At 73.7% G+C, this 13,493-nt stretch carries 11 protein-coding genes and 1 pseudogene; 7 read left to right on the top strand and 5 right to left on the bottom strand.

Going from position 1 to position 13,493, the window contains the following annotated elements; translation table 11 throughout:
• Positions 1–56 precede the first annotated feature (56 nt).
• Positions 57–305, top strand: coding sequence for a hypothetical protein (locus ACXNSR_RS05080; protein WP_458640940.1), 249 nt, complete (start codon positions 57–59; stop codon positions 303–305).
• Positions 306–782: 477 nt separating this feature from the next.
• Here ACXNSR_RS05080 and ACXNSR_RS05085 read toward each other — a convergent pair.
• Positions 783–2,078, bottom strand: a pseudogene (locus ACXNSR_RS05085) (DUF6777 domain-containing protein); the annotation flags it as partial.
• A gap of 93 nt (positions 2,079–2,171) precedes the next feature.
• On the opposite strand from ACXNSR_RS05085, the gene ACXNSR_RS05090 reads away from it, so the two are divergent.
• Positions 2,172–3,467, top strand: a complete 1,296-nt coding sequence (locus tag ACXNSR_RS05090) for a streptophobe family protein (protein ID WP_458640941.1) — start codon at positions 2,172–2,174, stop codon at positions 3,465–3,467.
• Positions 3,468–3,491: 24 nt separating this feature from the next.
• Here ACXNSR_RS05090 and ACXNSR_RS05095 read toward each other — a convergent pair whose 3' ends face one another.
• The 3 genes from ACXNSR_RS05095 to ACXNSR_RS05105 are packed head-to-tail and all read right to left on the bottom strand — an operon-like array spanning position 3,492 to position 7,647.
• Positions 3,492–4,517 (bottom strand): serine/threonine-protein kinase, encoded by a 1,026-nt coding sequence (locus tag ACXNSR_RS05095; protein ID WP_458640942.1) that lies wholly within the window; start codon positions 4,515–4,517, stop codon positions 3,492–3,494.
• 2 nt (positions 4,518–4,519) lie between these two features.
• On the bottom strand, positions 4,520–5,254 hold the full coding sequence (locus tag ACXNSR_RS05100; protein WP_458640943.1) for a hypothetical protein: 735 nt from the start codon (positions 5,252–5,254) through the stop codon (positions 4,520–4,522).
• A gap of 5 nt (positions 5,255–5,259) precedes the next feature.
• Complete coding sequence (locus ACXNSR_RS05105) at positions 5,260–7,647, bottom strand: ABC transporter ATP-binding protein/permease (RefSeq protein WP_458640944.1); 2,388 nt, start codon at positions 7,645–7,647, stop codon at positions 5,260–5,262.
• Between the two features lie 179 nt (positions 7,648–7,826).
• On the opposite strand from ACXNSR_RS05105, the gene ACXNSR_RS05110 reads away from it, so the two are divergent.
• From ACXNSR_RS05110 to ACXNSR_RS05130, 5 genes are all read left to right on the top strand, one after another.
• On the top strand, positions 7,827–8,840 hold the full coding sequence (locus ACXNSR_RS05110; protein ID WP_458640945.1) for a cation diffusion facilitator family transporter: 1,014 nt from the start codon (positions 7,827–7,829) through the stop codon (positions 8,838–8,840).
• Between the two features lie 57 nt (positions 8,841–8,897).
• Positions 8,898–9,377, top strand: a complete 480-nt coding sequence (locus ACXNSR_RS05115; protein ID WP_458640946.1) for an NUDIX domain-containing protein — start codon at positions 8,898–8,900, stop codon at positions 9,375–9,377.
• A 48-nt stretch (positions 9,378–9,425) separates the two neighbouring features.
• Positions 9,426–10,679, top strand: coding sequence for a Tm-1-like ATP-binding domain-containing protein (locus ACXNSR_RS05120; RefSeq protein ID WP_458643568.1), 1,254 nt, complete (start codon positions 9,426–9,428; stop codon positions 10,677–10,679).
• A gap of 149 nt (positions 10,680–10,828) precedes the next feature.
• Entirely contained in the window at positions 10,829–12,448 is a 1,620-nt protein-coding gene (locus ACXNSR_RS05125; protein ID WP_458640947.1) for a serine/threonine-protein kinase, read from the top strand.
• The gene (locus ACXNSR_RS05130) at positions 12,445–13,071 is read left to right on the top strand and encodes a hypothetical protein (protein WP_458640948.1); all 627 of its coding nucleotides are present in this window, start codon (positions 12,445–12,447) and stop codon (positions 13,069–13,071) included. The genes ACXNSR_RS05125 and ACXNSR_RS05130 overlap by 4 nt, the downstream gene beginning before the upstream one ends.
• Here the strand turns inward: ACXNSR_RS05130 and ACXNSR_RS05135 are convergent.
• Positions 13,068–13,382, bottom strand: coding sequence for a DUF6191 domain-containing protein (locus ACXNSR_RS05135; protein ID WP_458640949.1), 315 nt, complete (start codon positions 13,380–13,382; stop codon positions 13,068–13,070). The two genes, ACXNSR_RS05130 and ACXNSR_RS05135, sit on opposite strands and share 4 nt — an antisense overlap.
• Between the last annotated feature and the right edge of the window lie 111 nt (positions 13,383–13,493).

Consider the following 13,493-nt stretch of genomic DNA (forward strand, 5'->3'; position numbering starts at 1 on the left):
GCGCGGAAGCCCTAAGGCCGATGTCCGGCAGGGCGCCCGGCTCCTAGTTTCGGAGCATGACCTCCACCTCACCGAAGTCCCCGAAGTCCCCGCTGGCCAGTGTCACCGGTGTGCTGTGCTTCGTCCTCGCCGTCGGCGGCGCGAGCGGTCTGCTGCACGAATGGCTCGGCTGGATCCACTTCATGGGGTTCCTCCGTCACCTCGCCCCCGACGGCTACGAGATCTACAGCTACATCGTCATGATCGCCCTCGGCCTCGCGGTGGGCGTCGCGGGCGACACCCTCACCCGCCGCGACCGGGGCTGATCCCCGGTCCGCCGCGGCGGCGCGCCCCGACAGCGCCTCCTCCCGAGTTCGGGAGGAGGCGCTGTCGGGCGTCGTGGACGGACGTCAGCTTTCCCGGGCCGGGCCCTCGGGCTCGGACTGCGGGGCCGTCCGGGCCGGTTCCTGCTGCGGGGCGGAAGGCTGCGCGGCGGACGGCGGCGGGGGCGCGGACTGCTTCTGCGCGGAGGGCTGGGGCGCAGAGGGCGGCGGCGGGGCGGACGGGCGCTCGGGGGCGGCCGAGGTCGGCGGGCGCGGTGCGGGAGACCCCGGAGTCGCCGGGGCAGGGGGCGACGCGGGGGTCGCGGGTGCGGACTTCGGCGTCGGTGACTGCGCGGGCGGCTCGGAAGCCGGCTTCGACGGCGTCTGCGAGGCGGGCTCCGAGGCAGGCTTCGAAGGCGGCTTCGACTCGTCGGACGGCTTCGAGGGCGATGCCGAAGGCGACCCGTCCGGGGTCTTCTTCGGCGACTCGGACGCAGACTTCGACGGGGACCCGGACGGGGGCTTCGAGGGCGACTTCGACGGGGACTCCGAAGGGGACTTCGAGGGCGACTCGGACGGGGACTTCGAAGGAGACTTCGAAGGAGACTTCGACGGCGACTCGGACGGGGACTTCGACGGTGACTCGGACGGGGACTTCGACGCGGACTTCGTCGGTGTCGGCGACGTCACGGACGTGCTCGGGGTCGGGGACGTTCCGGACGGGGTCGGCCGCGGCGAGGTCCCGGACGGGTTCGGGGTCGTCGGCGGGGGCGTGAGCGGCGGTGTAGGGACGGGCGGTGGCGGGATCGGCCTGTCGGGCTTGGGCTTGCCCTGGTGGTCACCGCCCTTGGGGCGCTCGTACCACTGGTTGTCCCGGTGGTCGTAGATCACGATCTTGTTGACGACGGTCGGGGCCGGTGCGATGGCCACCACCTTCGCCGGCTGGTACGAGGGCCACGTCTGCCCGAAGCGCTTCGGCGCGGCCTTGAGCGGCACCGGCGGGCCGAGCGGGTTGCCGCACGCGCAGCGCACGCGCGGCACTCCCCGGTCGTCCACCAGCACGGCCGTCCCGGCCTGGAGCACCGCCTGGTAGGGGACGAGCTTGCCGTCCCGGTAGCTGTGGTTCGTCACCCGGGTGTCGAACCGCAGCTGCACCGAGGTGAGGGAGCGGAGGTAACCGGGAACCGCGGCCGGCTGGATGCCCTGGGCCTGGGCGAAGGCCGCGTTCTTGGCGGGATCCGCGCCCAGCGACCCGATCAGCTTCTCGACGTCACAGCTGGCGACGTTCCTGGTGCCGCCGTACACGCCGGGCGCGGAGCCGCTGACGCTCCTGGTACCCACCGGGCCTGTCGGGCTGGCACTCGGACTGACCGTGCCCTGGGAAGAGGGTGGCGGGCTCTCCGGCGGGGGCGGTGCGTCCTTCACCACCGTGGACTCCGTGAAGGGGTCGGGTCCGGAGGCGGCGACGGGCTGGAGGAACACCTCGCCGCCGGCGTTGTCGGTCTTCCCGCCGGGCCGGGTGAGGACCACCGCCAGGGCCACGACCGCCGCCACCGCGACCAGCGCGGTGACGAGGCGTGGCACGGAGCGCCACCAGGGCCCACCGGCCGGCCCCTGACCCGGGCCTCCGGTCCCGCCCGGCCCACCCGGCCCACCGGGCGGCGCCGGCGGCGGCGGTGGCGGCGGAGTGCCCTGCTGCCCGCCCGAGAGCGGACCGGAGGGCGGCCCGGTGGGGCGTCCTGAAGACGGCGGTCGGCCGGAGGGTTGTGTGGTCACGGGCTCTTCTTCCCAGGAGGAGTGAGTTCCCCGGGGACCATTGTGTGCGCCGTCCGGGTGGTGCCCGCAAGCCGGGGATGTCACGGTGGCAGGGTGAGTCGGACGCCGGAATCGTCATCGTCGGGGGGCTCCGCGAGGGCATGGCGGGACGCCCTCGTCGCGGTCGTCGCGGGATTCGTGGTGATGACCGCGGTCGCCGTCGCCGGGCTGCTGTGCGCGGGCGCGGGCGACCTCCCGGGCGGCGCGTTCCCGCATGTGGCCGCCGCGGTCGTGGTGATGGCGGCGGGCGGCTCGCTGGAGGTTTCGGGCGGTGCCGGTTCGCTGGCGGGGGCTGAGGTGAGCCTGTCGGTGGTCCCCCTCTCGGTGAGCCTGGCGGGCGCCCTCGTGACCGGCTACCTCTTCCTGCGCCCCCTGCACAACCGGGCCGTTGCCCGGCCCCGCGAACTCATCGCCCGTGCGGTCCCGTTGGTCGTGCTGTGGCTGCTCGCCCTGACCGGCGCCGCCTTCCTCGCCCGCGAGACCTTCGGCATCTCCACCGGCGACTCCCCCATCGGGACCATCACCGAACTCCTGGACTCCGCACCCACGGTGGGCTTCCGGGCCGACCTGCCGGCCACGCTCCTGTACGGACTGCTCTGGATCCTGGGTCTGTTGGTGATCGCCCTGCTGGTCTCGCGGCGCGCGCCGCTCCCGGCCCGGCTGGTCCGCTTCCACACGGCGCTGCGCCCGGCCGCCTTCGCCACGATGCTGCTGCTCCTCGCCTACGTCGTCCTCGGCATCGGGGTCGGCGTGGTCGTGGCCGCCACCCAGGGCCATGCCGACCGGACCTTCGCCGTGATCCTGCTCGGGCTGCCGAACCTCGTCTGGCTCGCGCTCACCCTGGGCTTCGGCGGCGCCTGGGAGGGCAACGTCGAGGGGCCCTTCGGGCTGCCGATGCCGCAGTTGCTGGACCAGGTCCTGCGCGGCTCCGACCCGTCCCGGATCGACGTGGCCGCGCTCGCGGAACAGGACTCCCGGGCCTGGTGGCTGGTGGCGGTGGCCGCCGTCCTGCTGCTCGGCACGGGCGTACTGGCGGCCGTACGCTCCCCCGCCCACGTCCGCCCCTGGCAGCACGCCCTGCACCTGGGCGTGGCCCTGGCCCTGGCAACCCTCGCGGTCTGTCTGCTGGGCCGGATCCAGGCGCAGTTCGGCCTCTCCCTGCTGGGCATCGGCGAGGTGGACGGCCTCGGCGGCCAGGTCCGGCTGCAGCCCGTGCTGTGGCGCAACGTCGGTCTCGGGCTCCTGTGGGGCGCCGTGGCGGGATTCCTCGGCGCCCTGCTGGCCCGTCCGCTGCACCGGCGCGGCCGTGTCGACGAACCGGCCGCCGCGACCCGCGCGACACCCGGGTAGACGGCCCAGCCCCGTGGGTGCGGCTCAGGCCGTCCCCCGGGATCCGGGCACCGGACGGCCGAACACCGGCAGCGCCCAGGCCGGCACCGGCGGCGGGGCGGGCAGATCGGGACGCGCGGTCTGCCCCGCATCGCCCGCCGGCCCCGTCGTCCCCGCCTGCGGCGGCCCGCCGGCCTCCCCCGCCCGCCGCAGGGTCCCGGTGAACTCCAGACAGCTGCTCCACCGGTCGTCCGGCGACTTGGCCAGCGCCTTCGCGAGGACGGCGTCCACCTCCTGCGGCAGTCCGGGCCGCCGCGAGCTCAGCGGGGGCGGGGCGTCGTACTGGTGGGCCCACAGCAGGGCGATGTCGTCGTCGCGCTGGAAGGGCGGCTCCCCGGCGAGGGCCTCGTAGACGACGCACCCCAGGCTGTAGACGTCGCAGCGGCCGTCCACCGGCTTGCCGGAGATCTGTTCCGGCGCCACGTAGGTCAGGGTGCCGACGAACTGCCCGTCGGTCGTGAACCCGGTCAGCGACAGCGACTTCTTCGTCAGACCGAAGTCCGTGAGGTAGGCGTGTTCCGGGTGGTCCCGGTCCGTGCCCGGGGCGATCAGGATGTTCCCCGGTTTCACGTCCCGGTGGACCAGGTCGTGGGCGTGGGCGGCGTCCAGCGCGGAGGCCACCTGGCCGGCGATGCGCGCGGCCGTCTCCACCGGCAGCGGGCCCGTCCGGTCCAGCATCACCCGCAGGTCCGGTCCCTCGACGAGGCGCATGGCGATGTAGAGGAGTCCGTCCGCCTCCCCCGCCTCGAACACGGGCACGATGTGCGGGTGCTCGATGGTCGCCGCCACCTTCGACTCGTGGGCGAACCGCTGCCTGAAGGTGTCGTTCCGGGCCAGCTCGGGGGCCAGCAGCTTCAGTGCCACCCGCCGGTCGAGCCGCAGGTCCCGTGCCTCGTAGACGACGGCCATGCCGCCGCGCCCGATCTCGCTCTCCACCAGGTACCCGGCGATCTGCTTCCCGCGCAGGTCGGTCGGGGACCCGCCGGCGGGCTGCGCCCGTTCCTCGTCCACCGTCAGCCGCCCCCGGGATCGCGGGTGTCCACGATCCGCGTCGGGTCATGGGCCGCCGCCCGGTCGGACCGGTCCTTGGGCCCTTCGCGCGGGATGCCGACCGCGTCGGTGGGGGGCGGTTCCCTCCGTACGGCGGCCCCGCCGCCCGGACTCGTCTCGGCCGGCGGCGACGGCGGCGCGGATTCGGGCGCGGGCGCGGGTTCGGGTTCGGGCGCGGACGGGCCGCCCGGACCGGCGACGACCGCGTAGGTCGACATGCGGTCCCCGTCGTCGTAGAGCCACCGGCCCGACCTCTCGTCGTAGAGCCAGACCGACTCCCCGTCGATGACCACCCCGGCCCGCAGTCCGCGCACCGAGCGGCGGAAGGCGTCGGCGTCGATCCGGCCGGAGGCGAGCTCGTCCACGGCCCGGCGGTAGCGTTCCAGGGCCTCGGAGCCGCGGGTGAGGAGCGGCCGCGGATCCTCGGAGCGGACGGGGGGCCGTCCCGCGGCCGTCGGCGGCGGGTGCGGTACGGCGACCAGCAGGCGCCCGTCGACCCAGGCGGACCAGCCGTTGGCGCACAGCACCTCCCCCCACTCCCCGCGCCGGGACAGCAGTTGCACGGGCAGGAACGGGTCCAGGGGCACGGTCGGCCGGGAGACGTCGGGGCCCTCCCAGGCGGGCAGTCCCTCCTGCGGCACCACATGCGTGGGCCGGAAGTCCGCCACCTCGCCTCCGGGGCCCAGCGGGCTGCTCATGGGGCCTACTTCCGCATGACGGTCGGCTCGTGGCGGCGCAGCAGCCGGGCCACCAGGACGCCGAACAGCACGGACAGGACGACGAGCATGCCCATTTCGAGGAGCCAGAGGTGGGCCTTGTGATCGAACAGCGGGTCCTGGGTGATCTTGCCGGGCACGATCGCGCCGAGGTCGATGGTGCCCGCCATCGCTCCCATGGCCCACCGGGCCGGCACGAACCAGGCCAGCTGTTCGATGACGGGGACGCCGGTGAGTTTCAGCAGGGAGCCGCAGAAGACGACCTGGATGATCGTGAGGAGGACCAGCAGCGGCATGGTGACCTCCTCCTTGGTCACCAGGGCGGAGATCAGCAGACCGAGCAGCATCGCGGTGACGGAGAGCAGGGCGACCGCGAGGGTGATCTCCAGGAGCGGTGGCATGAAGAGACCGCGGCCGCCGGGTGCGTTGATGGTGACGCCCGCGAGGCCCACGAGGGTGAGGACCACTGCCTGGGCGACGGTGACCGCGCCGAGGACCACCACCTTGGACATCAGGTACGCCGACCGGGACAGGCCCACCGAGCGCTCGCGCTGGTAGATCACGCGTTCCTTGACGAGTTCGCGCACCGCGTTGGCGGCGCCGATCAGGACTCCGCCCACGCACAGGATGAACAGCGCGTTCAGCGCCGTCTCCGCCGTGAGGGAGTTGCCGGCCAGTGCGCGGGCCATGGCCCCCATGACGAAGGGCAGGCCGACCATGATGACCAGGAAGGTCCGGTCGGACCTGAGCACGGCGGCGTAGCGGCGGATCAGGGTGGACAGCTGGGAGCCCCAGCTCTGGGCCTTGGGCGGCGGCTGCGGCGGAGCGCCGGCGGACCGTTCGGCCTGCGCCGCGAGCGGGAGCCGGCCGGCCGTGACGTCGACGTGCCGCCGGTACAGCGGCGAGGCCCGGTACTCCCCGGCCCAGTCGCGGTCGCGCTGGTTCTCGAAGGCTTCGAAGGCCTCGGGCCACTGTTCGAAGCCGAAGAATTCGAGGGCCTCCCCGGGGGCGCCGTAGTACGCGATGCGCCCGCCGGGGGCGAGGACGAGGAGCCGGTCGCAGCCCTCGAGGTTGAGCACGCTGTGGGTGACGACGATGACCGTGCGGCCGTCGTCCGCGAGGTCGCGCAGCATGTTCATCACCGAGCGGTCCATGCCGGGGTCGAGTCCGGAGGTGGGCTCGTCCAGGAAGAGCAGGGAGGGCTTGGTGAGCAGTTCCAGGGCGACGGAGACGCGTTTGCGCTGGCCGCCGGAGAGGCTGTGGATGGGCTGCTCGGCACGCTGTTCGAGGCCGAGTTCCCCGATCACCTCGTCGACGCGGGCCTGGCGTTCGGCCTTGGCGGTGTCCTGCGGGAAGCGCAGTTCGGCGGCGTAGGTGAGGGCGCGCCGGACGGTGAGCTGGGAGTGCAGGATGTCGTCCTGCGGGACGAGGCCGATGCGGCTGCGCAGTTCGGCGTAGTCGCGGTAGAGGTCGCGCCCGTCGTACAGGACGGTGCCCTGGTCGGCGGGGCGCAGGCCGGTCAGCGCGCCGAGCAGGGTGGACTTGCCCGCTCCGCTGGGGCCCACGACGGCGAGCAGGCATTTGGCGCCGACGGGGAAGGAGACCTGGTCGAGGAGGGTCTTGCGGCCCTGGTCGACGGCGACGGTGAGGCCCTGGACGTCGAGGGAGACCTCGCCGGTGTCCACGAACTCCTGGAGCTGGTCGCCGACGAGGCAGAAGACCGAGTGGCCGATGCCGACGATGTCGCCCTCGGTGACACGGGTGGCCCGGGTCACGGCGGCGCCGTTGAGATAGGTGCCGTTGTGGCTGCCGAGGTCGACGATCTCGTAGCTGCCGTCGGCGAGGGCGTGCAGTTCGGCGTGCCGGCGGGACACGGTGAGGTCGTCGACGACGAGGTCGCTGTCGGGGGCGCGGCCGATGCGGACGGCGGTGCGGACGGGTAGCGGGCGTACGGTCGTCGGCTGCCGGAAGGTGCCGGTCATGGCCGGGTTCGTGACGTGGGAGGGGCGGCCGGCGCCGGGCGCGGGGGGTGGTGCGGGCGGGGGAGGCGGCGGCGCGGGACCGACGACGGCGGCGCGCGGCCCGTCCTCGACGCTGCCGAAGCGCAGTTCCGTGCCGACGCCGACGCTCCACTCTTGGACGCGGTGGCCGTCGGCGAAGGTGCCGTTGGTGCTGCCCTCGTCCTCCAGCGTCCAGTGGTCGCCGTCGGGGCGCAGGATCGCGTGGTGCCAGGAGACGCGGGCGTCGTCGAGGCAGATCTCGCAAAGGGGGTCCCGACCGACGTGGTAGATCCGGCCGGGATCCATCTCGGTGGCGCCCCAGTCGGTCACCAGGACGAGCTGGGGCGCGGTCGGCACACTTGGGCGCTGGACCATGACCAGATTTTCCCACGATCGGGAAGGTCCGGCACCGGTCGGGCATCGTCGCAGGTCAGAGGCCTCTTATGGGTAATGACAACGGTCCCCGTTGCAGCCTTTGCCGATCCCGCCGGGGTGCGCTTCACTTCACGCGACGGACCCCGACACACGGGTGCCGCGACGAGACGGGGGACGCCATGAGTGGGCACGACCACGCGCACGACGGCCACGGGCACGGCCACGGACCCGGAGGGCACAGCCACGGCGTGGCGGCCGATGCCGACCGGCGGTGGCTGGCCATCGCGCTCGCCCTGATCGGCGGGTTCATGGCCGTCGAGGTGGTCATCGGCGTCATGGCCAACTCGCTGGCCCTGATCTCCGACGCGGCCCACATGCTGACCGACGCGGTCTCGATCGTGCTGGCGCTGATCGCCATGCGGCTGGCCGCGCGCCCCGCCCGCGGCGGCTTCACGTACGGCCTCAAGCGGGCCGAGATACTCTCCGCCCAGGCGAACGGGCTGACGCTGATCCTGCTGGCGGTCTGGCTGGCGTACGAGGCGGTGCGGCGGCTGATGGACCCGCCGCCGGTGGAGGGCGGGCTGGTCGTCGTGACCGCGCTCGCGGGCATCGTCGTCAACGTGGCCGCGGCCTGGTGCATCTCCCGGGCGAACCGTTCCACGCTCGTCGTCGAGGGCGCCTACCAGCACATCCTGAACGACCTCTTCGCCTTCATCGGCACCGCTGTCGCCGGTCTGATCGTGCTGACCACCGGCTTCCGGCAGGCGGACGCGATCGCCACGCTGGTCGTGGTGGTGCTGATGGTCAAGGCGGGTTACGGGCTGGTCCGCGAGTCCGGCCGGATCCTCCTGGAGGCCGCCCCGGCCCATGTGGACCCGGACGCGGTCGGTGACCGCCTCGTCGGGCACCCGCCGGTCACCGAGGTCCACGACCTGCACATCTGGACGATCACCTCGGGCCAGGCGGCCCTGTCCGCGCACGTGCTGGTGGAGCCGGCGGGCGACTGCCACGCCGTGCGCCGGGAGCTGGAGCGGCTGCTCGAGAAGGAGTACGGGATCACGCACACCACCCTCCAGGTGGACCACGCGCAGGACTCCCTGCTCACGGTCGGCCGTGCGGGCGGGGGCACCTCCGACGCGCACTGCGCGGACGCGCACGGCCCGGTGCACCGGCAGGGCCCGCACGACCACTGACGGCAGAACGCGTGTCCGGGTCACTGACCGGGGTCCGTACGGGGCATGGATGCACCCATGACACACAAACGCAGTGCCGGACTGCTCCTCTTCCGGCGGACCGGTCCGGAGCCGGAGCCCGGTGTCGAGGTACTCCTCGGACACATGGGCGGGCCGCTCTGGGCCGGCCGCAAGAGCGGTGACTGGGCCATCCCCAAGGGTGAGTACGGCCCGGACGAGACTCCCCGGGACGCGGCCCGCCGCGAGTTCACCGAGGAGATCGGGCTGCCCCCGCCCGAGGGCGACTACCTGCCGCTGGGCGAAGTCCTCCTGTCCAGCGGCAAGCTCGTGACCATCTGGGCGGTGGAGGCGGACCTCGACCCCGCGCTGATGGTGCCCGGGACCTTCACGATGGAGTGGCCTCCGCACTCCGGGAACGTCCAGGCGTTCCCGGAGCTGGACCAGGTGGCCTGGTTTGCTCCGCCCCTGGCGAAAAACATGCTGATTCCTTCCCAACTCCCGTTCTTGGAACGACTGTTGGAGCTCCTGAAGGTTTGACCCACACTTGCACTTGCCAACACCCTTACCTGCATGGACATTGCACACATGACCAACGTCGTGCTGGTGGGGACCTTGGACACCAAGGGTGTGGAGTACGGCTGGCTGCGCGAGAGGCTGCTGCGCGCCGGCGTCGAAGTGGTACTGGTCGACACGGGAATCATGGGCGAACCCCGGGTGCCCGCCGACGTACCGCGCGAGGCGGTGGCCCGGTCGGCCGGGACGGAACTGTCGGAACTGCGCACGGCCGCCGACCGGGGCGCGGCCGTGACCACCATGGCGAGGGGCGCGGAGGCGACCCTCTTACGCCTCCACGCCGAGGGCAGGCTGCACGGGGTGCTCGCCATCGGCGGGAGCGGCGGCACCTCCATCGCCACCCTGGCGATGCGCGCCCTGCCACTGGGCGTACCGAAACTGATGGTCTCGTCCATGGCGTCCGGCGACGTCCGCCCCTACGTGGGCTCCTCGGACATCACGATGATGTACAGCGTGGTGGACATCGCGGGGATCAACAGCGTCTCCGCCCCGGTCCTGGGCAACGCCGTGGCGGCGATCACCGGGATGGCCCGGGCGTATGCCCGTACCTCCGCGGAGGGCCGCCCGCCCCGGCTGGGCGCGGCCGGCCGCCCCGTGGTCGCGGCGAGCATGGCGGGCGTGACCACGGCCGGGGTGGACGCGGCGCGCGAGCGGCTGACGGAACTGGGCTACGAGGTGCTGGTCTTCCACGTCAGCGGCACCGGCGGCCGCACCCTGGAGACGCTGGCCGGCCAGGGGGTCTTCGCGGGCGTCCTCGACCTGACCCTCAGCGAGCTCGCCGACGACCTGTGCGGCGGCATCCTCACCGCGGGCCCGGACCGGCTCAGCGCGGCCGGGCGGGCCGGAATCCCCCAGGTGGTGAGCCTGGGGGCGCTGGACATGGTGAAGTTCGGCCCGCTGGAGAGCCTGCCCCGGCGGGTCCGCGAGCGGGGCGTCCACGTCCACAATCCGTCCATCACGGTGACCCGTACGACCCCGGCCGAATGCGCGGAGCTCGGCCGCCGGGTCGCCGCGAAACTGTGCGCGGCGAGCGGCCCCACAGCGGTATGCGTCCCGCTCCGTGGACTGTCCACGCTCGGCGCGCCGGGCGGGCCTTACCATGACCCCGGCGCGGACCGGGCCCTGTTCTCCGCGCTGCGCGAGGGCCTGCGGGGCAGTGCCACGAGGCTCTACGACTACGACACACACATCAACGATCCGGCCTTCGGGCGGGCGGCGGCCGACCGGCTGCACACCATGATCGGCGCCATGTCGGCCGCGGCCTGAGCCGTCCGCCGTGGTTGGGAACCGGCCACGGCGGAAACCACGTCCCTTGGGGCGTCCGGCCCGGGGAGGGCCGGGTGGACGCCGGTCCGGGACCGGTCGGGTCGTCCGGCGATGCGGCGGCACCACACGGCAGGCAGGGGGCGGGAACGATGAAGGACACGAGGGCGGCATGGTCGGTCCCCGGTTACACCGAGGTCCGTGAGCTCGGTTCGGGCGGCAGCGGCCGCGTGGTGCTCGCCGTCCACGACGGCACGGGCACCCCGGTCGCGGTGAAGTACCTCAGCGACCGGCTGCGCCGGGATCCGGCGTTCGTCGGGGAGTTCCGGGCCGAGGCCCGCCTCCTGGGCGGGCTGCAGACCCCGTACGTGGTCAGGCTGTACGAGTACGTGGAGGCGTCCGGCGGCGCGGCCATCGTCATGGAGCTGGTGGACGGCATCTCCCTGCGCGCGCTGCTGAAGCAGTCCGGGCGGGCCGACGCCGAGGCCGCGCTGGTGGTGCTCAAGGGGTCCCTGCTGGGGCTGGCGGCGGCGCACCGGGCCGGCGTCGTCCACCGGGACTACAAGCCGGAGAACGTGCTGGTCGCACCGGACGGCTCGTCGAAGCTGGTGGACTTCGGGATCGCGGCGAACCGCGGCAGCACGCCCGGCGTGGCCGGAACCCCCGCCTACATGGCTCCCGAGCAGTGGCAGGGCCGGCCGGCCTCGCCCGCGGCCGACGTGTACGCGGCGACGGCGACCTTCTTCGAGTGCCTCACCGGCCGCAAGCCCTTCGACGGGGAGAACTTTGCCGAACTCGCCGTCCAGCACATCGAGGCTCCGGTACCGGAGACGGAAGCGCCCGAGCCCGTGCGTCCACTGATCCGGCGCGGCCTCGCGAAGGCACCCGAGCAGCGGCCGGAGAACGCCGAGGCGTTCGTGGCCGAGCTGGAGGGCGTGGCGCTGGCGGCGTACGGGCCCGAGTGGGAGGAGCGCGGGCAGCGCAAGCTGGCGGCGCTGGCCGCCCTGCTGCCGCTGCTCTTCCCCTCGGCGGGCGGCCCGGCGGCCGGCACCACGGCGTTCGCCACGACCACCGTGCCCAGCGGTTCCGGCTGGGCACCGGGTCGCCGCGGCTGGCTCGCGGCGGGCGTGGCGCTGGTACTGGGGACCGTACTGGTGCTGACGACGGACGCGATCGGCGCGGCCCCGGACGCGGCTTCCGCGGTGAGCGCCTTCGCCACGACGAGCGCGGCCCCGCCCGGGTCGGCCCCGCCGAGCGCGAGCCCGGCCCCGACGGGCTCCGCCTCCCCCTCGCCGAGTGCGAGCCCCTCGGCGTCCCCGAGCCCCTCGCCGTCCGCGTCCGGGTCCCCGACGCCTTCTCCGTCGTGGTCGACGAGCCCCGCCCCGACGCCGACGGTGAGCCGGCCTCCCACGCCGACCCCGACACCGACGCCCGCTCCGACGCTGAAGGTCACGGACGTCTCCGTCACGCTCAGGCCCGGCGTCTACCGGGGCGACGCGACCATCTCGGTCGCCACCCAGGGCACCGGACCGGTCACGGTCACGGTGGAGTGGTTCCTGGGCAGTACACCGGGCTCCTACTCCGTCCGCGACGGCATGGAGTCGTTCGTGATGCAGGCCGGCTCGGCACTCGACCCCGTGCCCCACACCTTCACGCGCGGCGGCGGCTGCTACGGCGGCGTGCGCGTCACCACCAAGCCCGCCGCCGGGAACAAGTCCGCGTCGGCCTCGCAGTACCTGCTGCGCTGCAAGGAGCCGGAGGTGCCACGATGAGCGGTGCCGGCGTCCCCGAGGGCGACGACTACAGCGCCACCGTCCTCGGCAGCCACTGGTTCAGCGGCCCGCCGGACACGACGAAGAGGATGGCTCCCCAGGAGGTGGCACCCGACCGGGTCGAGGGCTCCGTGCTCCGGTTCGGGCCCGGGGTGACAGCGGCCATGCCCGCGCCGTTCCCGCTCGACGTCCCGGCGGCCGTCGCGCCGCCGCCCCGGCGGCGCCGCCTGGCCGGGCTGCGGCGGTACGCCCTCGCGGCGCTCGTCCTGGCCGCGGTCCTCGCGTATCTCGGGTGGCAGCGGTTCGGTCCCGGGATCGAGGTCCGGGACGTGACCGTGAGCACCGATCCCAAGGGACCCGCCTGTGACGCGGCGGCCGACGTGGTGGCCGTCGTGGCGACCAACGGGCGCCCGGGCGTCCTCACCTACCGGTGGGTGCGCAGCGACGGCACCCGGTCCGAGCGGCTGACCGAACGGGTGCCGCGCGGGCAGCGGGAGGCCCGGCTGCACCTGCTGTGGACCTTCCGGGGCACGGGGAGCTACCCGGCACGGGCGGAACTGCAGCTGGTGTCGCCCGGGCAGCGGACGGCCGCGGTGGACTTCACGTACCGCTGTACGCCTTAGGAGGTCGTGGGCAGCCGGACGACGGCGAGTCCGCCGTCGAGGTCGACCCGGGTGCGCGGCGGGGCGCCGTCCTCCTCGTCGTCGCGCATGACGAGGGCGCTCTGCCGCTCCTTGAGCTCGTTCTGCTTGCCCGGCGAGAAACTGGCGTGCAGCTGCTCGAAGCCGGTGGCGGACATCTGTCCCTGACGGCCGTTCCACCGCCAGGGCAGCAGCCCGGCACGGCCCGCTCGGACGAGTGCCAGGTCGAGGAAGGCCACGGCGGTGAGCACCAGAGCCAGACCGGGAAGGGTCATGAAGACGACGAAGCCCATGCGGCGACGGTAGCGCAAGCCGGTCCCCGGCCGTCCGGCCGAGGTGCGGCAGGCCCGCGGCCACCTCGGGGGGTGGCCGCGGGCCGTTTCGCGTTCCGCCCCCGCCGCAAC

It is taken from the genome of Streptomyces sp. NC-S4, assembly GCF_054353315.1.

Coding starts and splice junctions, on each gene's coding strand:
- ACXNSR_RS05110 (WP_458640945.1), top strand. CDS start 7,827: ATGAGTGGGCACGACCACGCGCACGACGGCCACGGGCACGGCCACGGA.
- ACXNSR_RS05105 (WP_458640944.1), bottom strand. CDS start 7,647: ATGGTCCAGCGCCCAAGTGTGCCGACCGCGCCCCAGCTCGTCCTGGTG.
- ACXNSR_RS05100 (WP_458640943.1), bottom strand. CDS start 5,254: ATGAGCAGCCCGCTGGGCCCCGGAGGCGAGGTGGCGGACTTCCGGCCC.
- ACXNSR_RS05125 (WP_458640947.1), top strand. CDS start 10,829: ATGAAGGACACGAGGGCGGCATGGTCGGTCCCCGGTTACACCGAGGTC.
- ACXNSR_RS05120 (WP_458643568.1), top strand. CDS start 9,426: ATGACCAACGTCGTGCTGGTGGGGACCTTGGACACCAAGGGTGTGGAG.
- ACXNSR_RS05130 (WP_458640948.1), top strand. CDS start 12,445: ATGAGCGGTGCCGGCGTCCCCGAGGGCGACGACTACAGCGCCACCGTC.
- ACXNSR_RS05080 (WP_458640940.1), top strand. CDS start 57: ATGACCTCCACCTCACCGAAGTCCCCGAAGTCCCCGCTGGCCAGTGTC.
- ACXNSR_RS05115 (WP_458640946.1), top strand. CDS start 8,898: ATGACACACAAACGCAGTGCCGGACTGCTCCTCTTCCGGCGGACCGGT.
- ACXNSR_RS05135 (WP_458640949.1), bottom strand. CDS start 13,382: ATGGGCTTCGTCGTCTTCATGACCCTTCCCGGTCTGGCTCTGGTGCTC.